The following is a 22,418-nucleotide window of genomic DNA, read 5'->3' on the forward strand; positions in this document are numbered from 1 at the left end:
ACCCCCCACACCCCCACGCCTCGCCTACGACACCGGCAGCACCGCCGACACCCGGAAACCCCCCGCCTCCGTCGGCCCCGACACAAACACCCCACCCAGACCCACCACCCGCTCCCGCATCCCCACCAACCCATTGCCCCCCGACGGCAACCCCACCGACGACGCATCCGACAACACCGGCGGCGCCTCGTTCTCCACCTGCATCGCCACCTCCCCACCCCGATGCGCCAACCGCACGAACGCCCGCGCCCCCGCCGCATGCTTATGCACGTTCGTCAACGCCTCCTGCACCACCCGGAACGCCGTCTGCTCCACCACCGGCGCATACGAACGCACCTCCCCCTCCACCGACAACTCCACCACCATCCCCGCAGCCCGCGACTGCCCCACCAACTCCCCCACATCCCCCAGACACGGGCCACCCTCCACCTCCACCACCGACCGCACCTCAGCCGCCTCAGCCGCCGCCCGCACCGCGGCCAACGGCACCCCCGCCCCCTCCCGCACCGACTCCCCCGCCCGCAACACCCCCAACATCTCCCGCAACTCCGTCAACGCCTGCCGCCCCATATCCCCCACCAACGCCGCGTTCCGCGCCGCCTTCTCCGCATCCTTACGCGCCACCGCCTGCACCGCAGCCGCATGCACCACCATCAACGACACCCGATGCGCCACCACGTCATGCATCTCCCGCGCGATCCGCGTCCGCTCCTCCCCCCGCGCCCACTCCGCACGCTCCTCCGCACGCTCCGCCAGCAACACCAACTCCCGCTCCAACGACTCGTTCCGCTCCCGCAACGACTCCATCAACCGCCGCCGCGCCCCCACATACAGCCCCAGCAACAACGGCGGAGCCGTCACCCCCAACGCCGTCGTGATCGCCAAGAACGGCACGAACCAGCCACCCACCTCGAACCGGTCCGCCTGCCCCATGTCCTGCTGCGCCCGCACCACCGACACGACCAGCGTGCCCACGAACGACATCCCCGCCAACACCCCGATGATCCGCCGCGGCACCTCACTCGCCGCCAGCGAATACAACCCCACCACCGTCAGCAGCACACCCATCTGCGCCGGCGTCACCGCCACCGACACCAGCACCACAGCGATCGGCCACCGCCTGCGCAACACCAACGTCGCGCCCGTCACCACGCCGAACACCACGCCCAGCCACGCCGGGACCCCCGCGTGCCGCGCGAACGACACCCCCTCCACCGCGCACTCCGCCGCGGACACCGCCGCGAGCCCCACATCCAGCGCGAACCCGCGCCGCCTCTCCCACCACCACGGCCCCCCGGCCGCACTGTGGTGCACTTCCCCCGTCATGGTCATACCCCCACCCTACGAGCCCCCGCTGCCCGTTTTCCGGTGACTTTCACCGCCCCCACCTGTGGATAACTCCCACATTGCGCATAACCCCGCCACACGAACAGGCGAACTCCCCTCGAACACCCAGCCCCACCCCATCCAGGGCCCGAGCCTGTGCCTATGACACACGCCACAAGCAAATACGCCGACTTCGAATCCCTACGCCACGAAGCAATCACCCTCCGCCGCCAGGGCCTCAGCCTCCGGCAGATCGGCGAGGCGCTGGGTGTCCGCAACAAGGACACCCTCAGCCGCCTCGTCCAGGGCGAACCACCCGCGGAGTGGACCAAGCGCCCCAGGGCGAAGGACGACCTGCGCGAGCGCGCGAGGGAACTGCGCGGCCAGGGCCGCACGTATGACGAGATCCAGGCCGAGCTGGGCTGCTCGAAGAGTTCCGTATCGCTCTGGGTACGGGACCTGCCGAAACCGAAGCCCCGGTACTCCCCCGAGGAACAGCGAGCCTTGATGAAGGCCGGACTGGCGAGGTTGCGCGCGTCCCAGGACGCGGCCCGGGAGGAAACGAGGCAGGCGGCCCGCCAGGAGATCGGTGAGCTGACGGACCGCGAGTTGTTCCTGACCGGCGTCGCCCTCTACTGGGCCGAGGGCTCCAAGAGCAAGCCCTACGCACGCCGCGAACGCGCGGTCTTCGTCAACAGCGACCCCGGGGTGGTCCAGGTGTACCTGGCCTGGCTGGACCTGCTCGGCGTGGAACCCACGCACCTGAGCTACCGCGTCCTCATCCACGAGTCGGCGGACATCGACGCCGCGCAGCGGTACTGGGCCGGCCTGGCCCGCGCGAGTCTCGACTCCTTCGCCAAGCCCACGCTCAAGCGGCACAACCCCAAGACCGTCCGGAAGAACACCGCCGACACGTATCACGGCTGTCTCGCCATCACCGTCGCCCAGAGTGCGAACCTCTACCTGCGAATCGAGGGATGGTGGGCCGGAATCGCCTCTGGCGCTCAGCCCCCGGTCCGGTAAGGTCTGATGCGTGATCCCCCGTGGTGTAATCGGCAACACACATTACTTTGGATAATGCGTTTCAGGTTCGAGTCCTGGCGGGGGAGCCACGCACGTTGCGGGGCCCGACCACACCGGTCGGGCCCCGCGCTCATTCCCGCGCCCTGACCCCCCGGTATCCTGCGAAGGTCCACCCCACATCGCACCCACAGCCGAAGGGCAGCCCGTGAGCAGCGCCAATCGCCCGGCAGCAGTCGTCGTCCTCGCAGCGGGTGAAGGCACCCGTATGAAGTCCTCCACCCCCAAGGTCCTGCACGAGCTGTGCGGGCGTTCGCTCGTCGGGCATGTGCTGGCCGCGTCGCGGGAGCTGGAGCCGGAGCAGCTCGTCGTGGTCGTGGGTCATGAGCGGGAGAAGGTCGCCGCGCATGTGAACGCGGTGGACGCGGATGCGCGTACGGCGGTGCAGGCGGAGCAGAACGGTACGGGGCACGCGGTGCGGATGGGCCTTGAGGGGCTGGGTCCGGCCGGGGCGCCGGAGGGCACCGTCGTGGTGGTGTGTGGTGACACGCCGTTGCTGACGGGCGAGACGCTGCGGGATCTGGCGTCGACGCATGCCGCTGAGGGGAACGCGGTGACGGTGCTGGCGGCTGAGGTGCCGGATGCGACGGGGTACGGCCGGATCGTGCGGGACGCGTCGGGTGCGGTGACGGCGATCGTGGAGCACAAGGACGCCAGTGCGGAGCAGCGGGCGATCCGGGAGATCAATTCGGGTGTGTTCGCTTTTGACGGCCGGTTGTTGGTCGAGGCGTTGGGGCAGGTGCGGACGGACAACAGTCAGGGTGAGGAGTATCTGACTGATGTGCTGGGGATTCTGCGCGGGGCGGGGCACCGGGTGGGCGCGTGTGTCGCCGGGGATCACCGTGAGATCGCGGGGATCAACAATCGGGTGCAGTTGGCTGAGGCGCGGCGTGTGTTGAATGGTCGTCTGCTGGAGCGGGCGATGCTGGATGGTGTGACGGTGTTGGATCCGTCGTCGACGTTCGTGGATGTGACGGTGTCGTTCGAGCGGGACGCGGTGGTGTTGCCGGGTACGCAGTTGGTGGGGGCGACGCACATCGGTGAGGGCGCCGTGGTGGGTCCGAATTGCCGGTTGACGGATACGCGGGTGGGTGCGGGTGCCCGGGTGGACAACGCGGTGGCGGATGGCGCGGAGGTGGGTCCGGGGGCGAGTGTGGGTCCGTTCGCGTATTTGCGTCCGGGGTCGCGGCTGGGTGTGAAGTCGAAGGTCGGGACGTTCGTGGAGACGAAGAACTCGTCGATCGGCGAGGGGACGAAGGTGCCGCATTTGTCGTATGTGGGTGATGCGACGATCGGTGATTTCAGCAACATCGGTGCGGCGAGTGTGTTCGTGAACTACGACGGTGAGAGTAAGCACCACACGACGGTGGGTTCGCACTGCAAGACGGGTTCGGACAATATGTTTGTGGCGCCTGTCACGGTGGGGGATGGTGCGTACACGGCTGCGGGGTCGGTGATCACGAAGGATGTGCCGGCGGGTTCGTTGGCTGTGGCCCGTGGTCAGCAGCGGAATATCGAGGGCTGGGTGGCCCGGAAGCGTCCGGGGAGCGCGGCGGCGAAGGCGGCCGAGGCGGCTTCTCGGGAGTCGGCCGGCGAAGGCTGACCGAAACTAGGTGCGTCTGATTCGGCGTACCGTGATAGGTGCACACGATTCGCCTGGCTCGCTGCTGTATGGACGCGCGGGTGGCTGCGGCGGACGACATCGTCTGAGGAGACTAGTGCTGTGACCGGGATCAAGACGACCGGCGAGAAGAAGATGATGTTCTTCTCCGGGCGCGCCCACCCCGAACTTGCCGAGGAGGTCGCTCACCAGCTCGGTGTCGGCGTCGTTCCGACGAAGGCTTTCGACTTCGCCAATGGTGAGATCTATGTTCGTTATCAGGAGTCGGCGCGTGGGGCCGACTGTTTCCTGATTCAGAGCCATACGGCGCCGATCAATAAGTGGATCATGGAGCAGTTGATCATGATCGACGCGTTGAAGCGTGCGTCGGCTCGTTCGATCACTGTGATCGTGCCGTTCTACGGTTACGCGCGGCAGGACAAGAAGCATCGGGGTCGTGAACCGATCTCGGCGCGTCTGATCGCTGATCTGATGGCGACGGCGGGTGCGGACCGGATTCTCACGGTGGATCTGCACACGGATCAGATTCAGGGCTTCTTCGACGGTCCGGTGGATCACTTGTTCGCGCTGCCGATTCTGGCGGATTACGTGGGCGCGAAGGTGGACCGTTCGAAGCTGACGGTGGTGTCGCCGGACGCGGGTCGTGTGCGGGTGGCGGACCGTTGGTGTGACCGTCTGGGTGCGCCGTTGGCGATCGTGCACAAGCGGCGTGACAAGGACGTCGCCAATCAGGTGACGGTGCACGAGGTCGTCGGTGATGTGGAGGGCCGGGTGTGTGTCCTGGTCGACGACATGATCGACACGGGTGGCACGATCTGCGCGGCGGCGGACGCTCTGTTCGCGCACGGTGCGGAGGATGTCATCGTGACGGCGACGCACGGTGTGCTGTCGGGTCCTGCGGCGGACCGGTTGAAGAACTCGAAGGTGAGCGAGTTCGTGTTCACGAACACGCTGCCGACGCCGAGTGAGCTGGAGCTGGACAAGATCACGGTGTTGTCGATCGCTCCGACGATCGCTTCGGCGGTGCGTGAGGTGTTCGAGGACGGTTCGGTGACGAGCTTGTTCGAGGGCGAGGCCTGACGGGTCGGCGCTTGATCCATTTGGGTGCGGCTTCCCTGCCGAGTAGACTGTGCGAGTTGCTCGGCGAGGGAGGCCGCACTTTCGTGTGTGGCTGTCCGTTATCGACGCGCTCTTCGTAGCAGGCCGTTCGTGGCCGGGTGACCTGTCCCCACTGTTCTGCGAGGAGTTGAGAGCACATGTCTGAGGTCAAGCTTTCCGCCGAGTCCCGTACGGAGTTCGGCAAGGGTGCGGCGCGTCGTCTGCGTCGTGTGGAGAAGGTTCCGGCTGTCGTCTACGGCCACGGCAATGAGCCGCTGCACATCACGCTGGAGGCGCACGCGCTGATGCTGGCGCTGCGTACGCCGAACGTCCTGATCAACCTGGACATCGACGGCAAGCGCAATGAGCTGGTCATTCCGAAGGCTGTGCAGCGTGGCGCGCTGCTCGGTTTCCTGGAGCACGTGGACCTGCTGCTGGTGAAGCGCGGCGAGAAGGTCAACGTGGAGCTCCCGATCCACACGGAGGGCGAGCTGGCTCCGGGTGGGAACCTGCTGGAGCACGTGCTGAACGCGCTTCCGGTCGAGGCCGAGGCGACGCACATCCCGGAGTCGGTGACGGTGTCGGTGGAGGGTCTTGAGGCCGGCGCTTCGGTGCTCGCCAAGGACATCAAGCTGCCGTCGGGTGTGTCGCTGGCTGTCGAGGACGACGCTGTGGTGCTGCAGGTTCTGGCCGCGCAGGCGGAGGAGCCGGCGGACGAGGCCGCTGAGGGTGACGAGGCCGCCGCGGAGGCCTGAGCCTTCCCTGCGGTGTGAGTTTCTCCGGTACGGGGTGGTGGGCGCGGCCTGCCACCCCGTACCGCTGTCTGTGCCCGGCCTGTTCTGGGCTTCGTATCCGTCCCTGTGTCCGTGTGAGGAACGCGCATGTCCGACGAGAACGCTCCGTGGTTGATCGCGGGGCTCGGTAATCCTGGTCCTGAGTACGCGATGAACCGGCACAACGTGGGGTTCATGGTGGCTGACCTGCTGGCCGCGCGGATGGGGGCGAAGTTCAAGCGGGCGTCGAAGGGTCAGGCGCAGGTGGTGGAGGGGCGGCTGGGTCCTGTGGGGCCGTCGAATCGCCGGGTGGTGCTGGTGAAGCCGATGTCGTTCATGAATGTGTCGGGTGGGCCGGTGTCGGCGTTGCGGGATTTCTACAAGGTGCCGGTGGAGCGGGTGGTGGCGGTCCATGACGAGTTGGACATCGACTACGGGGTGCTGCGGTTGAAGCTGGGTGGTGGGGACAACGGGCACAACGGGTTGAAGTCGATCACGAAGGCGCTGGGGAGCGACTATCACCGGGTGCGGTTCGGGATCGGGCGGCCACCGGGGCGGATGCAGGTGGCGGATTTCGTGTTGAAGGACTTCTCGTCGGCGGAGCGCAAGGAGTTGGACTACTTCGTGGATCGTGCGGCGGACGCGGTGGAGGCGTTGGTGGTGGAGGGCCTGGAGCGGGCGCAGTCGTCGTACAACTCCTGAGGCTGTCGTACGGCGCGTGAGGCTGTCGTACGGCTTCTGGGGCTGGTGATGCCGGACGGGCCCGGTGTTTCGCGTGGTGTACGCGAAGCGCCGGGCCCGTCGGTGTGTGTGGGGTGCTGGGGTCAGCCGGTGTTGCGGAGGCCGGCGGCGACGCCGTTGACGGTGAGGAGGAGGGCGCGGGCGAGGGTGGGGTCGGGTTCGGTGCCGGCTTCGGCGGCGTCTCGCTGGCGCTTGAGGAGGGCGACCTGGAGGTAGGAGATGGGGTCGAGGTAGGCGTCGCGGATGGCGAAGGTCTGCTTGAGGACGGGCTGGGCGTCGAGGAGTTCGGTTTCGCCGGTGACGCGGAGGATCTCGGTGACGGTGAGTTCGTGTTCGGCGACGATGTCGTCGAAGACGTGCTTGAGGTGGTCGGGGACGAGGGTGTCGACGTAGTGCTTGGCGATGCGCAGGTCGGTCTTGGCGAGGGTCATCTCGACGTTGGAGATGAAGTTGCGGAAGAAGTGCCAGTGCTGGTGCATCTCGTCGAGGACGGTGTCGAGGCCGGCTTCGCGCAGGGCCTTGAGGCCGGAGCCGACGCCGTACCAGCCGGGGACGATCTGGCGGGACTGGGTCCAGCCGAAGACCCAGGGGATGGCGCGGAGTCCGTCGAGGGAGACGCCGGAGCCGGGGCGGCGTGAGGGGCGGGAGCCGAGGTGGAGGTCGGCGAGCTGGTCGACGGGGGTGGAGGCGAGGAAGTAGGTGGGCAGGTCGGGGTCTTCGACGAGCTTGCGGTAGGCGGCGTGGGCGGCGTCGGAGGCGACGTCCATGGCGGCGTCCCAGCGGGCGAGTGCCTCGTCCGACTGGCGGGGCGCGGTGTGCAGGGCGGATGCCTGGAGGGTGGCCGCGACGGTCAGTTCGAGGTTCTCGCGGGCGAGGGACGGCACGAGGTACTTGTCGGAGATGACCTCGCCCTGCTCGGTGACCTTGATCTCGCCTTCCAGGGTGCCCCAGGGCTGGGCGAGGATGGCGTCGTGGGAGGGGCCGCCGCCTCGGCCGACGGTGCCGCCGCGGCCGTGGAAGAGGCGCAGGCGTACGCCGTAGCGGTGGGCGACGTCGCGCAGGCGGCGCTGGGCGCGGTGGATCTCCCACTGGCTGGTGGTGATGCCGCCGAACTTGGAGGAGTCGGAGTAGCCGAGCATGACTTCTTGGACGTCGCCGTTGAGGGCGACGAGGCGCCGGTAGGAGGGGTCGGAGAGCATCTCCTCCAGGATGGTGTCGGCGGCCTTGAGTTCGTCGGTGGTCTCCAGGAGGGGGACGATGCCGATCTTGGCCCAGCCGGCGTGGAGGTCGATGAGGCCGGCTTCGCGGGCGAGGACGGCGGCGGCGAAGACGTCGTCGGCGCCCTGGCACATGGAGATGATGTAGGACTCGATGACTTCGGGGCCGAAGACGTCGAGGGCGCGCTTGACGGTGTGGAAGACGCCGAGGGTCTTCTCGCCGTCGGCGTCGAGGGGGGCGGGGGTGGGGGCGAGGGGGCGGCGGGAGCGGAGTTCCTTGGCGAGGAGCTTGGAGCGGTAGTCGCGGGGCATGTCGGCGTAGCGCCAGGATTCCTCGCCGAGCCGGTCGAACAGCTGGCCGAGGGCGTGGTGGTGGGCGTCGGCGTGTTCGCGTACGTCCATGGTGGCGAGCTGGAGGCCGAACGCGGCGAGGGTGCGGATGGTGCGGTTCATCCGGCCTTCGGCGAAGAGGCCGCCGCGGTGTTCGCGCAGGGAGGTCTGGATGAGGGTGAGGTCGCGCAGGAGTTCGGTGGTGCCGAGGTAGTCGCGGCCGTCCTCGTGGGGGGTGTTCTTCGCCAGGCGCTGCTTGGTGTTCTCGAGCTTCTGGCGGATGGCGGTGGCCTTGAGCCGGTAGGGCTCCTCGGCGTTGAGCCGCTTGTAGCGGGGGCTGATCTCGGGGAGCCGCTCCAGGTCCTGGTGGAGGGAGGTGAGGAGTTCCTCGGTGGCTCCGGTGTAGCGGATGGAGTTGGAGAGGAATCCGCGCAGCTCGTCGATCATGTCGAGGGCGTCGTTGATGCCGTGTTCGTGCTGGAGGATGAGGACGTCCCAGGTGACCTGGGGGGTCACGTTGGGGTTGCCGTCGCGGTCGCCGCCGATCCAGGTGCCGAAGGTGAGGGGGCGGGTGTCCTCGGGGAGGGTGACGCCGACGCGTTCGAGTTCGGCGGTGAGGTCTTCGAGTACGTCACCGACGGCGCCGGCGTGGAGTTCGTCGAGGTAGTAGATGGCGTTGCGGGACTCGTCGGTGACTTCGGGGCGGACGACACGCAGTTCGTCGGTCTGCCAGACGAGGTCGATGTTCTCGGCGAGGCGGGTGTCGTAGCGGCGGCGGTCGGTCTCCAGGACGGGGGTTTCGAGGAGTTCGGCGACGCGGCGCAGCTTGTTGAGGACGGAGCGGCGTGCGGCCTCGGTGGGGTGCGCGGTGAAGACGGGGCGCACGTTGAGGTTGCGTACGGTGTCGCGCAGGTGGTCGGGGTCGGCGTCCTTGAGGCGGTCGGCGGTGCGGGCGAGGAGGCTGCCTTCGGCGGCTCGCTTGGCGCGCAGTTCGCGGCCTCGGTGCACCTGCTCGGTGACGTTGGCGAGGTGGAAGTAGGTGGAGAAGGCGCGGACGAGCTTGGCGGCGGTCTCCAGTTCGGTGCCGCGCAGGAGCGCGGCGGCGGCTTCGCCGTCTTCGCGGGTGAGGCGGCGGACCTTTTCCACGAGGTCGAGCAGCTCGGGGCCTTCCTGGCGTACGAGCGTCTCGCCCAACAGGTCACCGAGGCGGCGGATGTCGGCGCGCAGGGCGGCGCCGGTGCTCGTCTCGTCGCTGGTGTTCGTCGTTGCGGTCTGATCGGCACTGCTCACAGGTGCGGCTCCTTGCAGTCATCAGAGGGCGTGACGCTCCGCGTCTCCTCGGGGAGGGGGGTGGAGACGGGCGGCGCTCATCCCGTGGGGAAGTAAGTCCCGGGATGCGGGTAGTAGTCACAGGTGGAGATTCAGAGCGGACCGCGCTGTCCGACCGTTTCCAAGGATATGTGCCCGTGTCGGCGGCACGGCTCGGGGTCTCTTGCCGCCGGGCCTTGCGCTGCCATACTTACGTTCCCGTAGGTTACGGAACCGTAGGGTCGCATGTCCGCGGATCTCCGTGGGTCTCCTGACCAGTGTCCGTACCTCTCAATCCTCGACTTCCTGGGGAGTTCCATGGCCACCCGTTCCGATGTGATCGAAGGGGCGCCGCAGCAGGCGCCCGATCCCTCGTCCGTGCCGTCGGCGACGCTCGGCGGGGAGCAGAAGCGCTCGCTGGAGCAACTGACTCTGCTGCTGTTCATCATGGTCCCGTTCCTGGCCCTGGTCGCGGCGGTGCCGCTGGCCTGGGGGTGGGGCGTGAGCTGGCTCGATCTGGGGCTGCTCGTGGCGTTCTACTACATCGGCTGCCACGGCATCACGATCGGCTTCCACCGCTACTTCACGCATGGTTCGTTCAAGGCGAAGCGGCCGTTGCGGATCGCGCTGGCGGTCATGGGGTCGCTGGCCGTGGAGGGCCCGGTCGTGCGCTGGGTGGCCGATCACCGCAAGCATCACAAGTTCTCCGACGCGGAGGGTGACCCGCATTCGCCGTGGCGGTACGGGGAGACGGTCCCGGCGCTGATGAAGGGGCTGTGGTGGGCGCATGTGGGGTGGATGTTCGACGAGGAGCAGACGTCGCAGGAGAAGTACGCGCCGGATCTGATCAAGGACCCGGCGATCCGGGCGGTGTCGCGGCAGTTCGCGCTGTGGACGGTGGTGTCGCTGCTGACGCCGCCGCTGATCGGTGGTCTGGTGACGATGTCGTGGTGGGGGGCGTTCACGGCGTTCTTCTGGGGGTCGCTGGTGCGGGTGGCGCTGTTGCACCATGTGACGTGGTCGATCAACTCGATCTGTCACGCGGTCGGCAAGCGCCCCTTCAAGTCGCGGGACCGCTCGGGCAACGTGTGGTGGCTGGCGGTGCTGTCGTGCGGTGAGTCCTGGCACAACCTGCACCACGCCGATCCGACGTCGGCGCGGCACGGGGTGATGCGCGGGCAGGTGGATTCCTCCGCGCGGCTGATCCGCTGGTTCGAGAAGCTGGGCTGGGCGTACGACGTGCGCTGGCCGTCGAAGGACCGTATCGCCGCGCGCCGCGCGCCCCGGGCCGACGCGGCCTGAGTCCGGCACGGCATGATGGAGGGTGTGGCGACCGACTCAAGCACCCCAGGCACGAGCAGTGACAGGCCCGACAAGCCGAGGCGTGCGCGCCGGACGCGGATGACGGGGGCGGAGCGGCGTCAGCAGTTGCTGGAGATCGGCCGTACGGTGTTCGCCGCGAAGGGGTTCGAGGGCACGTCGGTGGAGGAGATCGCGGCGAAGGCCGGGGTGTCCAAGCCGGTGGTGTACGAGCACTTCGGTGGCAAGGAGGGCCTGTACGCGGTCGTCGTGGACCGGGAGATGCGTCAATTGCTGGACATGGTGACGAGTTCGCTGACGGCGGGGCATCCGCGTGAGCTGTGCGAGCAGGCCGCGTTCGCGCTCCTGGACTACATCGAGGAGTACACGGACGGTTTCCGCATCCTGGTGCGGGATTCGCCGATCCCGCAGTCGACGGGGTCGTTCGCGTCGCTGATCTCGGACATCGCCACCCAGGTGGAGGACATCCTCGGCCGCGAGTTCAAGGCGCGCGGTTTCGATCCGAAGCTGGCGCCGCTGTACGCGCAGGCGCTGGTGGGGATGGTGGCGCTGACGGGGCAGTGGTGGCTGGACGCGCGCAAGCCGAAGAAGGCGGAGGTCGCCGCGCATCTGGTGAATCTGGCGTGGCACGGGTTGGACGGGCTGGAGCCGAGGCCGCGGTTGATAGGGCACCGTAAGAGCTGATCGCCGGTTCTTGGGTGCGGGGTGTTTGTTCGCGGTCTCGTGTGCGGGGTGGGGGTGTGTGGGCGGGTGCGGGTCCGTCGTGGCTGGTCGCGCAGTTCCCCGCGCCCCTGAAGCATGCACTGCGTGCAGCTTCCCCTGGGGGAGCTGGGGCGTAGCCCCGCTCCCAGGGGCGCGGGGAACTGCGCGATCAGCCCCCACCGGGGCGGGGCCGCCGTCGATACCGCGACCCGGCAGCCGGGCAGGCGCAAGAACACCCGCGATCATGGCATCGACGCCACCACGAACACCCGCCGGAACGGAAACACCGTCCCCTGGCCGGACTCCGGGTAAGCCGAGCGCAGCGCCCGCGCGTACTCCGCGACGAACGCGTCCCGCGCCGCCGGATCGTCCGCGAGCGCGGTGAGCACGGGCCGCAGCCCGGTCCCCTTCACCCAGTCCAGGACGGGATCCTCGCCGGTCAGCAGGTGCAGGTACGTCGTCTCCCACGCGTCGACCGTGCAGCCCAGCGCGGCGAGCCGGGCGAGGTAGTCGGCGGGGCTGTGGACCGCGTCCCCGTGCCGCAGCACGTCGCCGAGCCGGTCCTTCCAGCGGGCGGAGGCGGCCAGCTCCCGCATGAGTACGTGACTGGGGGCGTCGAAGTTGCCGGGTACCTGGAAGGCGAACGTGCCGCCGGGAGCCAGCGCGTCGATCCAGCGCGGGAAGGCGTCGGCGTGCCCGGGGACCCATTGCAGGGTGGCGTTGGACAGGATCAGGTCGTACGTCTCCGTGGGCGCCCAGCGCGAGGCGTCCGCGTACGCGAAGTCGAGGCGGGCGCCGGCGTGGGCGCGGGCCTTGTCCAGCATCTCGGGTGAGTTGTCGTAGCCGGTGATGCGGGCGGTGGGCCAGCGTTCGGCGAGGAGGGCGGTCATATTGCCGGGGCCGCAGCCGAGGTCGGCGATGCGGGCGGGGGTGCGGGGCGGGTCGGGGACGCGGGCGAGCAGGTCCAGGAAGGGGCGGCCGCGGTGGCCGGCGTGCCGGAGGTACTGCTGGGGGTCCCAGGTGGGGGTGTGCGGTGTGTGCGGTGCCGGTGTCATGGGTTCAGGGTGAACCGCTAATTAGCTTGACGTCAAGATAATTGACGTCAAGAGACTTCATGTCGACACACCCCCTACACTGATCGTCATGGAGGACGAGGTCGACCGTCTGGTCGCAGCGTGGCGCCGGGAGCGCCCCGACCTCGACGTGGAGCCCCTTGAGGTGCTCAGTCGGGTCAGCAGACTGGCGCGCCATCTCGACCGGGCGCGGCGTCTTGCGTTCTCCGAGCATGAGCTGGAGCCGTGGGAGTTCGACGTCCTGACGTCGTTGCGGCGGGCCGGTGAGCCGTACCAGCTCTCGCCCGGGCAGTTGCTGACGCAGACGCTGGTCACGTCGGGGACGATGACGAACCGGATCGACCGGCTGGCCAAGAAGGGGCTGGTCGAGCGGTTGCCTGATCCCAGTGACCGGCGGGGGGTGCTGGTGCGGTTGACCGCGGTGGGGCGGGATCGGGCGGATCAGGCGCTCGCGGGGTTGCTTGAGCAGGAGCGGGCGATTCTTGCGGAGCTTTCTCGGGCGGAGCGGGGAGAACTGGCGGGGCTCCTCCGCCAACTGACGGCCCCGTTCGACAACACCCCGTAAGTGGGCCTGCCCGTGGTTCTTTCGTCCTCGACTTCGTCGTGGCTGGCCGCGCAGTTCCCCGCGCCCCTGGAGGGGCGACTACGTCGCCACCTCCCCCGGGCCCCGACAGGGGCGCGGGGAACTGCGCAATCGGTCACCCCAGTGGGCCCGCGCTGGAAAACCCCCTAGGGGCGCGGGGAACTGCGCGACCTCAGCTACAAGCGGCCTCCGCCTGGAGGACTCCCCTATCAGGGGCGCGGGGAACTGCGCGGACGGTTACTTCAGCTCGCCGCTTCCAGGTCCGCTGGGCCTACTCCGGCCCGCCGCGCCAGCGCCACCGCGGCCAGCGTCGAGTGCACCCCGAGCTTCCCGAGCACGTTCTGCATATGCGTCCGCACGGTATGCGGCGACAAGAACAGCCGCTCGGCGACAGCCTTACGCCCGAGCCCCGCGACCATGCACCGCAGCACCTCCCGCTCACGGGGGGTGAGCGACTCCACGAGCCGCTCGGACTCCGTACGGTGCTTGCGTGCGGCCGTCAGCTCCCGCAGCACCCCCGTCAGCAGCGCCGCGGGCAGATGCGTCTCGTCCCGCAGTACCCCCCGGATGACGGTCAGCAGCCGCGACAGGGAGCAGTCCTTGGCGACCCAGCCGGACGCCCCGGCCTGGAGCGCGAGCGCCGCCCGCCGGGGATCGTCACGCTCGGCGAGCACCACCGTACGCACGCCGGGCTGTCCCGCCCGTACGCCCGCGACCAGGGAGATCCCGTCGACGGGCGCGTCCTGCGCGCCGCCCGCGGGGACGACCGCCGGCGCCGCGGGCAGCGCGCCGACGCCGAGGTCCGCGTCGATGAGCAGCACGTCGAAGCGGCGCCCTTCCGCGGCCGCCCGCTCCAGGCTGCGCAGGGCGGCGGGGCCGCTGCCGGCCGCCGTCACCTCGACGTCCGGCTCGGCGGCGAGCGCCGCGGCGAGGGACTCGGCGAAGATGCGGTGGTCGTCGACGACCAGGACCCGAATGCGAACCACTGAAAACCCCCAGGGCGTGCCCGATCGTCGGGGTAGGGACCAACACGGGTACGGCGCCCGGGGCGCGGGGTCACCGCAGCCGCACGGCCGCCGCCGTGCCTGAACTGCTACCCCCGCCGCGGGCGTCGTACCCGGCTGTCTCTCCCCCTGATCAGCGCCGGCCCCCACCGGCACTGTCCTCAGAGTAGGGCGCGCCGCCGGGTGGGGAAGGCGATTGGCAGAACTGGTCGTCGTTGGCTGACGGGTGACTGTCCAGCACGTTTATGGTGAGTCGCATGTTTCGGTTGGAGACAGAAGTCGACAAGGAGCGCGGGCTTCTGCTCCGGCGTCTGCTGAGCGACGACGCGGCGGCGGCCTCCCCCGCGCTGGCGGCGCTGCGCGGCACTGCGGCCGAGCGTGAACGGCCGCTCCAGATATGGGCTCTGGCCACGGACGGGACGCTCGCGGGCGGCCTGGACGGGCACGCGTGGGCGACGTGGCTGCATGTGGACGTGCTGTGGGTGGCGCCCGCGCACCGGGGCGCGGGCCTCGGCGCGCGGCTGCTGGAGGCGGCCGAGCGGCTGGCGCGGGACGAGCACGGCTGCGTACGGGCGCGGGTGCAGACGTGGGACTTCCAGGCGCCGGGGTTCTACCGTTCGCACGGCTGGGAGCTGGTGAGCGTGGTGCCCGACTACCCGCCGGGCGTCAAGGAGTTCACGCTCACGAAGCGGCTCGGCTGACCTGGCGCCCGTACGGGGTCATGCCTCGCGGCGGGCTCCCGGGGAGGCGAGGGCGGTGAAGACGCGGGGCGCGGTGAAGGCGGCCCGGTCGAAGGCGGTGAGGACGGCTTCGGTGACGGTGTCGGTGTCGCCGGCTTCGACGAGGACGAGGGCCGAGCCGCCGAACCCGCCGCCCGTCATGCGCGCGCCGACGGCTCCGGCGCGGCGGGCGGCGTCGACGGCGAGGTCCAGTTCGGGGCAGGAGATGCGCAGGTCGTCGCGGAGCGAGCGGTGGCCCTCGTCGAGGACGGGACCGATGCCGCGTACGTCACCGGCGTCGAGGAGGTCGATGACCTGCTGGACGCGGTGGTCGTCGCCGACGACGTGCCGTACGTAGCGCACGACTTTCTCGTCGGCGCCCGCGCGGCCCAGGGCGTGCAGGGCTTCGTCGAGCCGGTCGTGGGGGATGTCGCGCAGGTGGCTGACGCCGAGGAGGCGGGCGCCTTCCTCGCAGCCGGCGCGGCGTTCGGCGTAGGCGCCGTCGCCGAGGGCGTGTTTGACGCGGGTGTCGACGACGAGCAGGCGCAGGCCGTGGGCGTCGAGGTCGAAGGGGACCTGGCGGGTCGACAGGTCGCGGCAGTCCAGGTGCAGGACGTTGCCTTCGGTGGCGCAGGCGGCGGCCATCTGGTCCATGACGCCGCAGGGGACGCCGACGAACGCGTTCTCGGCGCGCTGGGCGAGGACGGCCTTGTCGGGGCGGGTGAGGCCGAGGCCGTAGAGGTCGTCGAGGGCGAACGCGGTGACGACCTCAAGGGCGGCGGATGAGGAGAGCCCGGCGCCGGTGGGAACGGTCGAGGCGAGGTGCAGGTCGGCGCCGGTGATGGCGTGCCCGGCCTCGCGCAGCGCCCAGACGACGCCGGCGGGGTAGGCGGCCCAGCCGCCCTGCCCGTAGGGGGACAGGGGGGTGAGGTCGTCGACGCGCAGTTCGGCGACGGGGGCGTCGATGTCCGCGGAGTGCAGGCGCAGGACGCCGTCCTCGCGGGGGGCCACGGCGGCGACCGCGGTGTGCGGCAGCGCGAGCGGCATGACGAAGCCCTCGTTGAAGTCGGTGTACTCGCCGATGAGGTTGACCCGGCCAGGGGCCGCCCATACGCCGGCGGGCTCGTACCCGTACAGATCGCGGAACTGCGCGGCGACGGTCATGCGGTGCCTCTACTTCTCCTGCTGGCGGGCCTGGGCGAAGCGCCAGGCGTCGGCGACGATGCCGGCGAGGTCGGCGCGGGTGGGGTTCCAGCCGAGGCGTTCGCGGGCGGTGGCGGCGGACGCGACGAGGACGGCGGGGTCGCCGGCCCGGCGCGGGGCGGTGATCTCGGGGATCGGGTGTCCGGTGACCTGGCGGACGGTCTCGATGACTTCGCGTACGGAGAAGCCGTTGCCGTTGCCGAGGTTGCAGATGAGGTGTTCGCCGGGGCGGGCGGCGGCGACGGCGAGGAGGTGGGCGTCGGCGAGGTCGGCGACGTGGATGTAGTCGCGTACGCAGGTGCCGTCGGGGGTGGGGTAGTCGTCGCCGTAGACGGAGATGGCGTCGCGGCGGCCCTGGGCGACCTGGAGGACGAGAGGGATGAGGTGGGACTCGGGGTCGTGGCGTTCGCCGCAGGTGCCGTAGGCGCCGGCGACGTTGAAGTAGCGCAGGGAGACGGCGGCGAGGCCGTGGGCGTGGGCCTCGCCGGTGATCATGTGGTCGACGGCGAGTTTGGAGGCGCCGTAGGGGGAGGTGGGGGCGGTGGGGTCGGTCTCGGTGATGGGGGTGCTGACGGGTTCGCCGTAGGTGGCGGCGGTGGAGGAGAAGACGAGCCTCTTGACGCCGGCGTCGCGCATGGCGGTGAGCAGGGCCATGGTGCCGCCGACGTTGTTGTCCCAGTATTTCTCGGGCTTGGCGACGGACTCGCCGACCTGGGAGAACGCGGCGAAGTGCAGGACGGCGTCGTAGGAGGCGTCGAGCCACTTGGCGGCGTCGCGGATGTCGCCCTCGATGAAGTGGGCGCCGGCGGGGACGCCTTCGCGGAAGCCGGTGGAGAGGTTGTCGAGGACGGTGACGTCGTGGCCCGCCTCCAGGAGGTGTTGTGCGACGACGCTGCCGACGTAGCCGGCGCCCCCGGTGACCATGTACTTCGCGGAAACGGTCTTGCCCATCACTCGCTCGCTACCTCTCGCAGTCGCTCGGCCGCGGCTTCCGGCGGCACGTCGTTGATGAACACGTTCATGCCGGATTCGGAACCCGCGAGGAATTTCAGCTTGCCGGAAGTGCGGCGAATGGTGAAAAGCTCCAGATGCAGTGCGAAGTCGTCGCGTTCGACGCCGGGCCAGGCGTCGTACGCGCCGAACGGGGCCTGGTGCCAGGCCGCGATGTACGGCGTCGGGGGTTCACCTTCGCCGAAGATCCGGTCGAAGCGCTTCAAGAGTTCCAGATAGACCGGGCCGAACTGCGCGCGGGCCGCCTCGTCGAGCGCGGGCAGGTCGGGGACCTGGCGCTTGGGGTAGAGGTGGACTTCGTAGGGCCAGTGCGCTGCGTACGGGACGAACGCGGTCCAGTGTTCGGTGTCGAGGACGATCCGGGTGCCGTCCTCGGTCTCGCGGCGCACGGTGTCGGCGAAGAGGTTGGCGCCGCCGGTGGCTTCCTTGTGGCGCGCGAGGTTGCGGAGCATGAGGTCGGTGCGGGGGGTGGTGAAGGGGTAGCCGTAGATCTGGCCGTGGGGGTGGCCGAGGGTGACGCCGATCTCGGCGCCTCGGTTCTCGAAGCAGAAGACCTGTTCGACGGAGTCGAGGCGGGCGAGGGCCTGGGTGCGGTCGGTCCAGGCGTCGAGGACGAGGCGGGCGCGGTCCGCGTCGAGGTCGGCGAAGGACGTGTCGTGGTCGGAGGTGAAGCAGACGACCTCGCAGCGGCCGCTGTCGCCGGCGAGGGAGGGGAAGCGGTTCTCGAAGACGACGACGTCGTAGTCGCTGTCGGGGATCTCGCTGAGCCGGTCGCCGCGGGTGGGGCACAGGGGGCACTCGCCGGCCGGGGGGTGGTAGGTGCGGCCCTGGCGGTGGGAGGCGATGGCGACGCTGTCGCCGAGGAGGGGGTCGTGGCGGATCTCGGAGGTGGTGACGGTGCGCTCCAGGGGGCGGCGGTCGGCCGCGCCTCGGACGGTGTCGTCGTCCGCGTCGTAGTAGATCAGCTCACGCCCGTCGGCCAGGCGGGTCGACGTCTTCTTCACGGACGATGCTCCTCATCGCACCGGGGTGCGGGGGCACCTCGGTGAACCACCGAACAACCAAACAGAACCGAACACAACAAAGCATAAGCCAACAGGCGGGTCAAGGGAAAGGCGGACCGGGCCGCGTCCGCGGGGGGAGGGTGCGGAGGGGTTCACGCGTGAGGCGCTGTGCGTTTCCTGTGCTGCGTGATCACTTTTCGATGCGTGCTCGATCACAATCAAACAAAGAACATCAGTCGAACTGTTCACTTCTTGAAGTGGGAGGCGTAGGTTCCGGACTGTTTCAGTTCGCGCAACGAAGCGAGATCTCATGCAGTCCCCCACAACCACGCTGGCCGAAGGGCTCCGGCTGCCCACCAACGGCCTCGACTACGCGATCCTCGCGATCTACTTCGTGGTCGTCCTGGGCATCGGCTTCGCCGCCCGCCGCTCCGTGAAGACCAGCCTCGACTTCTTCCTGTCGGGGCGCTCACTGCCCGCCTGGGTCACCGGCCTCGCGTTCGTCGCCGCGAACCTGGGCGCCACCGAGATCCTCGGCATGGCCGCGACCGGCGCGCAGTACGGCGTCGCGGTCGTCCACTGGTACTGGATCGGCGCGATCCCCGCCATGGTCTTCCTCGGCCTGGTCATGATGCCGTTCTACTACCGCTCGAAGGTGCGCTCGGTGCCGGAGTTCCTGCTCCAGCGCTTCGACAAGTCCGCGCACCTGCTGAGTTCGATCCTGTTCGCCTTCGCGGCGATACTCATCGCGGGCGTCAACCTGTACGCCCTGTCGATCGTCGTCGAGGCGCTGCTGGGCTGGCCGCAGTGGGTGGCCATCGTGGTCGCGGGCGCGTTCGTCCTCGCGTACATCACGATCGGCGGCCTGTCCTCGGCCATCTACAACGAGGTCCTGCAGTTCTTCGTGATCCTCGCCGCGCTCATCCCGATCTGCGTCATCGGCCTCAAGCGGGTCGGCGGCTGGGGCGGCATGACCGACTCCCTCAAGCACGCGCACGGCGACAACTTCCTCTCCGCGTGGGGCGGCACCGGCATCGGTGACCCCAACCCGCTCGGCGCGAACTGGCTGACGATCATCCTCGGTCTCGGCTTCGTCCTCTCCTTCGGCTACTGGACGACGAACTTCGCCGAGGTGCAGCGCGCGCTGTCCGCCAAGAACCTCTCCGCCGCCCAGCGCACCCCGCTCATCGCAGCGTTCCCGAAGATGTTCATCGTCTTCCTCGTGATGATCCCGGGCCTGGTCGCCGCGGTCCTCGTGCCCAAGATCGGCACGCCCGGCTCGGACCTCACGTACAACGACGCGATCCCGTACCTGATGCAGGAGTTGCTGCCCAACGGCGTCCTCGGCATCGCGGTCACCGGTCTGCTCGCCGCGTTCATGGCGGGCATGGCGGCCAACGTCTCGTCCTTCAACACGGTGTTCACGTACGACATCTGGGCCAAGTACGTGAAGCGCGACCAGCCCGACACGTACTACCTGAAGTTCGGCCGGCTCATCACGGCCATCGGGGTCGTCGCCTCGGTCGGTACGGCGTTCATCGCGTCGTCCTTCTCGAACATCATGGGCTACCTCCAGACGCTGTTCTCCTTCTTCAACGTCCCGATGTTCGTCGTCTTCATCATCGGCATGTTCTGGAAGCGCGCCTCGATGAAGTCGGGCGTGTGGGGCCTGCTCGCCGGCACGACCGCGGCGATGGTCAACTACTTCTGGATCTACAAGCAGGGCGTCATCGACATCCCCACCGACCAGGGCGCCAACTTCGTCTCCGCGATCGTCGGCTTCGTCGCGGGCGCGGTCGTCATGGTGGCGGTCACGCTGTTCACCGCCCCGAAGCCCGAGGCGGAACTCGCGGGCCTCGTCTACGGCACGGCCTCCCCCGGCATGGACGAGCCCGCCGCCGAGGGCGACGACGCCTGGTACCGCAAGCCGGCGCTGCTCGGCTGGGGCGCCATCGTCCTCGCCACCCTGTGCTACCTGCCCTACTCCCTCTGATCGGAGGCGCGAACTCCCATGTCCGAACTCCAGAACGAAGTCTCCGAGCTGGAAGCCAAGTCGGCGACAGCGGCCCGTCTCTTCGACATCCGCCGCATCATCGGCGGCCTGTTCGTCCTCTACGGCGTCATGGTCACCATCGCCGGCCTGATGGCCTCCGACGCGGACCTGAAGAAGGCCGAGCACATCAACATCAACCTCTGGACGGGCCTCGGCATGCTCGCCCTCGGCCTCTTCTTCCTCACCTGGCTCAAACTCCGCCCGATAACCCCACCGCCCCCGTCCGGGGAGGACGCGGAGAAGTAGCCCGCGCTGCCGAAGGGGCGGGGACCGGCGCCGGTCCCCGCCCCTTCCCTCACTCCCCGAAGAGGTCGGCCGCGTCCATCACGTGCACCGCCCGCTCGGCCCAGGCGGTGAGCTGCGCGGCATCCCCACAGGCGAGAACCCGCGTCCGGACCGCCTCGGGCACGCTCAGCCCCCGCCACTCCAGGATCCGCAGCGTCATCTCGGCCTGAGCCTGCGCCCGGCCTTCCTCCCGCCCCTCTTCCCGCACCTTCTCCGCGACGGGGTGCCGGAAGAAATAGCTCACCTGTGACATCAGGTCCCTCCAGATCTCCTTCGCCTGGGAGTTGACCAGGCCGGTGTCGACGAACTGCGCGAGCATTCCCGCGCTGTCGCTCTCGATGGTCCTCAAGGCGGCTGCGAGCGGTTCCAGTATCGCAGCGGCGTCCGCGCCCCTGCCATGGACGATCGCGGAGAACGCCGCGAGCGACGGGTCCTCCATCGCCTGCTTCTCGTCGGTGATCCTCGGGACGTTGTCCGGCCCGAGGACCAGCGGGCGGACGGTCAGCGACGGCCACCGCGTCAGCCCGAGCCGGATCGGGCGCGCCGCCCAACGCGCCGTGGCACGGCTCTGCGTCAGGACGATCAGCACCGGCTCGATCCCGTACTTCGCGTACAGATACGCCAGGTAGTAGGCCCAGCTCCCGCGCTTGGAGTCGTCACGCTTGCCCTGCGACTCGTACGCGAAGAGATAGTTGCCCTCGTCGGTGTCCACGCGCATCAGCGTGTCCACGCGGCGCTCGACCGGTGTGATCTCGGTGAGATCGGTGTTGAGGACGGCGATGTCGCGGGCCTCGGGAAACGGCACATGGAACAGGCGCTGGAAGTTGCGCACCATCATGGCCGTTTCCTTGCGGAAGAAGTGGTGCATCGTCTCGTGTGGTGAGCTGACCACAGGTTCCCCCCTTCGTGGTTCCGGACGGATCAACGAGGGGAAGCCGCGTTCGTTCTGCGAACGTGTGCGTCACGGAGAGCGGAAACGGGCTGGGGAACGCAAGAAGACCCGCACCGTCGGGACGGGGCGGGTCTTTTTTGTGGAGCGCTGGGCAGGCCTTGCACCTGCATTTCCCCGCAGGAAGCGGGGCGTCTTTCCTTGGACCACCAACGCATCGCCATCCGCTGCCTGTTGAAGCGGCGGGCGCAAGATCAACTATAGCTCAGGGCGGGGGGCGCGGTCCAGCAGGCCCGTGCGGGCGGCGAGGGCGGCGGCCTCCAGGCGGGAGCCGACGCCGAGCTTCATCAGGACGCGCTGCACATGGGTGCGGGCCGTGGAGGGCGCGATGCCCATGCCGGCCGCGATGACCCGGGTGTCCTCGCCCTCCGCGACCCGCACCAGGACCTCCACCTCGCGCGGCGTGAGCAGATCGAGCAGGCGCTGCCCCTCGTCGTCGGGCTGGGCGGCGGGGTTGAGCAGTTCGCCGAACGCCCCCTGGAGCAGCGCGGGCGCCACCGCCGCCTCCCCGGCCCGCGCCTTCATCAGCGCCCGCTCCACCCCTTCGATGCGCTCGTCATGACGTACGTACCCGCAGGCACCGGCCGCGAAGGCCGCCGCGATGCCGCGCGGTGAGGGCACCGGGCCGAGGACGAGCATCGCCACCTGCGGGCGCTCCCGCTTGACGCGGACGATGGGGTCGAAGGTGCCCGGCTCGGCCGGAGCCGCCGTGCCGAAGAGGCAGACCTCGGGCGCCCGGGCGATGACGAGTTCGGCGGCGCCCGCGGTGGGCGCGGCGGCGGCGAGGACGCGGTGGCCGCGCAGTTTGAGGGCCGAGGCCAGCGCCTCGGCGAGCAGTCGGTGGTCGTCGACCACCATCAGCCGCACTCCCATCGGGCCAACCCCCCCAGTCCGCTCCCCCGGCAGGACGGGCGAGCCCCCCGACTCCCCGCCCCCTGTCATCCACCGGAAGCTACACGCTTGTTCGACGGAGCGCGCCCCCTACCGCGCAGATGCGGCCCGCAATGCTGAAATCGCC

General features: G+C 69.4%; 20 protein-coding genes and 1 tRNA gene. 12 read left to right on the top strand and 9 right to left on the bottom strand.

The window, feature by feature from the left end; all coding sequences use genetic code 11:
• Positions 1-24: 24 nt before the first annotated feature.
• Positions 25-1,332 carry a sensor histidine kinase gene (locus tag ACZ7LY_RS23265; protein ID WP_471626591.1) on the bottom strand — a complete coding sequence of 436 codons (1,308 nt, stop codon included), beginning with the start codon at positions 1,330-1,332 and terminating at the stop codon, positions 25-27.
• A 156-nt stretch (positions 1,333-1,488) separates the two neighbouring features.
• On the opposite strand from ACZ7LY_RS23265, the gene ACZ7LY_RS23270 reads away from it, so the two are divergent.
• From ACZ7LY_RS23270 to pth, 6 genes are all read left to right on the top strand, one after another.
• Positions 1,489-2,349, top strand: coding sequence for a hypothetical protein (locus ACZ7LY_RS23270; RefSeq protein ID WP_471626592.1), 861 nt, complete (start codon positions 1,489-1,491; stop codon positions 2,347-2,349).
• A gap of 14 nt (positions 2,350-2,363) precedes the next feature.
• A tRNA-Gln gene (locus ACZ7LY_RS23275) sits at positions 2,364-2,438 on the top strand.
• A gap of 116 nt (positions 2,439-2,554) precedes the next feature.
• On the top strand, positions 2,555-4,009 hold the full coding sequence (gene glmU / locus ACZ7LY_RS23280) for a bifunctional UDP-N-acetylglucosamine diphosphorylase/glucosamine-1-phosphate N-acetyltransferase GlmU (protein ID WP_471626593.1): 1,455 nt from the start codon (positions 2,555-2,557) through the stop codon (positions 4,007-4,009).
• Between the two features lie 120 nt (positions 4,010-4,129).
• The gene (locus ACZ7LY_RS23285; RefSeq protein WP_471626594.1) at positions 4,130-5,107 is read left to right on the top strand and encodes a ribose-phosphate diphosphokinase; all 978 of its coding nucleotides are present in this window, start codon (positions 4,130-4,132) and stop codon (positions 5,105-5,107) included.
• Positions 5,108-5,283: 176 nt separating this feature from the next.
• The gene (locus ACZ7LY_RS23290; RefSeq protein ID WP_471626595.1) at positions 5,284-5,880 is read left to right on the top strand and encodes a 50S ribosomal protein L25/general stress protein Ctc; all 597 of its coding nucleotides are present in this window, start codon (positions 5,284-5,286) and stop codon (positions 5,878-5,880) included.
• A 126-nt stretch (positions 5,881-6,006) separates the two neighbouring features.
• Positions 6,007-6,600 (top strand): aminoacyl-tRNA hydrolase, encoded by a 594-nt coding sequence (gene pth / locus ACZ7LY_RS23295; RefSeq protein ID WP_471626596.1) that lies wholly within the window; start codon positions 6,007-6,009, stop codon positions 6,598-6,600.
• Positions 6,601-6,722: 122 nt separating this feature from the next.
• Here pth and ppc read toward each other — a convergent pair whose 3' ends face one another.
• Positions 6,723-9,476, bottom strand: coding sequence for a phosphoenolpyruvate carboxylase (gene ppc / locus ACZ7LY_RS23300; protein WP_471626597.1), 2,754 nt, complete (start codon positions 9,474-9,476; stop codon positions 6,723-6,725).
• Between the two features lie 336 nt (positions 9,477-9,812).
• On the opposite strand from ppc, the gene ACZ7LY_RS23305 reads away from it, so the two are divergent.
• Positions 9,813-10,796, top strand: coding sequence for an acyl-CoA desaturase (locus tag ACZ7LY_RS23305; RefSeq protein ID WP_471626598.1), 984 nt, complete (start codon positions 9,813-9,815; stop codon positions 10,794-10,796).
• Positions 10,797-10,808: 12 nt separating this feature from the next.
• A complete protein-coding gene (locus ACZ7LY_RS23310; RefSeq protein WP_471626599.1) occupies positions 10,809-11,498 on the top strand; it encodes a TetR family transcriptional regulator in 690 nt (229 codons plus the stop codon).
• Positions 11,499-11,758: 260 nt separating this feature from the next.
• On the opposite strand, the gene ACZ7LY_RS23315 is transcribed toward ACZ7LY_RS23310, so the two are convergent.
• Entirely contained in the window at positions 11,759-12,571 is an 813-nt protein-coding gene (locus tag ACZ7LY_RS23315) for a trans-aconitate 2-methyltransferase (protein WP_471626600.1), read from the bottom strand.
• Between the two features lie 88 nt (positions 12,572-12,659).
• On the opposite strand from ACZ7LY_RS23315, the gene ACZ7LY_RS23320 reads away from it, so the two are divergent.
• The gene (locus ACZ7LY_RS23320) at positions 12,660-13,154 is read left to right on the top strand and encodes a MarR family winged helix-turn-helix transcriptional regulator (RefSeq protein ID WP_471626601.1); all 495 of its coding nucleotides are present in this window, start codon (positions 12,660-12,662) and stop codon (positions 13,152-13,154) included.
• A 260-nt stretch (positions 13,155-13,414) separates the two neighbouring features.
• Here ACZ7LY_RS23320 and ACZ7LY_RS23325 read toward each other — a convergent pair whose 3' ends face one another.
• Positions 13,415-14,158 carry a LuxR C-terminal-related transcriptional regulator gene (locus ACZ7LY_RS23325; protein ID WP_471626602.1) on the bottom strand — a complete coding sequence of 248 codons (744 nt, stop codon included), beginning with the start codon at positions 14,156-14,158 and terminating at the stop codon, positions 13,415-13,417.
• A 263-nt stretch (positions 14,159-14,421) separates the two neighbouring features.
• On the opposite strand from ACZ7LY_RS23325, the gene ACZ7LY_RS23330 reads away from it, so the two are divergent.
• Positions 14,422-14,877 (top strand): GNAT family N-acetyltransferase, encoded by a 456-nt coding sequence (locus tag ACZ7LY_RS23330; RefSeq protein WP_471626603.1) that lies wholly within the window; start codon positions 14,422-14,424, stop codon positions 14,875-14,877.
• 18 nt (positions 14,878-14,895) lie between these two features.
• Here the strand turns inward: ACZ7LY_RS23330 and galK are convergent, their stop codons facing one another.
• The 3 genes from galK to galT are packed head-to-tail and all read right to left on the bottom strand — an operon-like array spanning position 14,896 to position 18,113.
• Positions 14,896-16,059: a galactokinase gene (gene galK / locus ACZ7LY_RS23335; protein WP_471626604.1), complete on the bottom strand. Its 1,164-nt coding sequence runs from the start codon at positions 16,057-16,059 to the stop codon at positions 14,896-14,898.
• Between the two features lie 9 nt (positions 16,060-16,068).
• Complete coding sequence (gene galE, locus ACZ7LY_RS23340; protein WP_471626605.1) at positions 16,069-17,049, bottom strand: UDP-glucose 4-epimerase GalE; 981 nt, start codon at positions 17,047-17,049, stop codon at positions 16,069-16,071.
• Positions 17,049-18,113 (bottom strand): galactose-1-phosphate uridylyltransferase, encoded by a 1,065-nt coding sequence (galT, locus tag ACZ7LY_RS23345; protein WP_471626606.1) that lies wholly within the window; start codon positions 18,111-18,113, stop codon positions 17,049-17,051. The genes galE and galT overlap by 1 nt, the downstream gene beginning before the upstream one ends.
• 310 nt (positions 18,114-18,423) lie before the next feature.
• On the opposite strand from galT, the gene ACZ7LY_RS23350 reads away from it, so the two are divergent.
• Both ACZ7LY_RS23350 and ACZ7LY_RS23355 read left to right on the top strand, forming a co-directional pair.
• A complete protein-coding gene (locus tag ACZ7LY_RS23350; protein WP_471626607.1) occupies positions 18,424-20,106 on the top strand; it encodes a sodium:solute symporter family protein in 1,683 nt (560 codons plus the stop codon).
• Positions 20,107-20,124: 18 nt separating this feature from the next.
• Positions 20,125-20,412: a hypothetical protein gene (locus tag ACZ7LY_RS23355; protein ID WP_471626608.1), complete on the top strand. Its 288-nt coding sequence runs from the start codon at positions 20,125-20,127 to the stop codon at positions 20,410-20,412.
• 49 nt (positions 20,413-20,461) lie between these two features.
• Here ACZ7LY_RS23355 and ACZ7LY_RS23360 read toward each other — a convergent pair whose 3' ends face one another.
• Positions 20,462-21,343 carry an RpnC/YadD family protein gene (locus ACZ7LY_RS23360; protein WP_471626609.1) on the bottom strand — a complete coding sequence of 294 codons (882 nt, stop codon included), beginning with the start codon at positions 21,341-21,343 and terminating at the stop codon, positions 20,462-20,464.
• A gap of 255 nt (positions 21,344-21,598) precedes the next feature.
• Complete coding sequence (locus tag ACZ7LY_RS23365) at positions 21,599-22,273, bottom strand: helix-turn-helix transcriptional regulator (protein ID WP_471626610.1); 675 nt, start codon at positions 22,271-22,273, stop codon at positions 21,599-21,601.
• Positions 22,274-22,418: the final 145 nt, after the last annotated feature.

Source organism: Streptomyces sp. NPDC107550 (assembly GCF_055639095.1).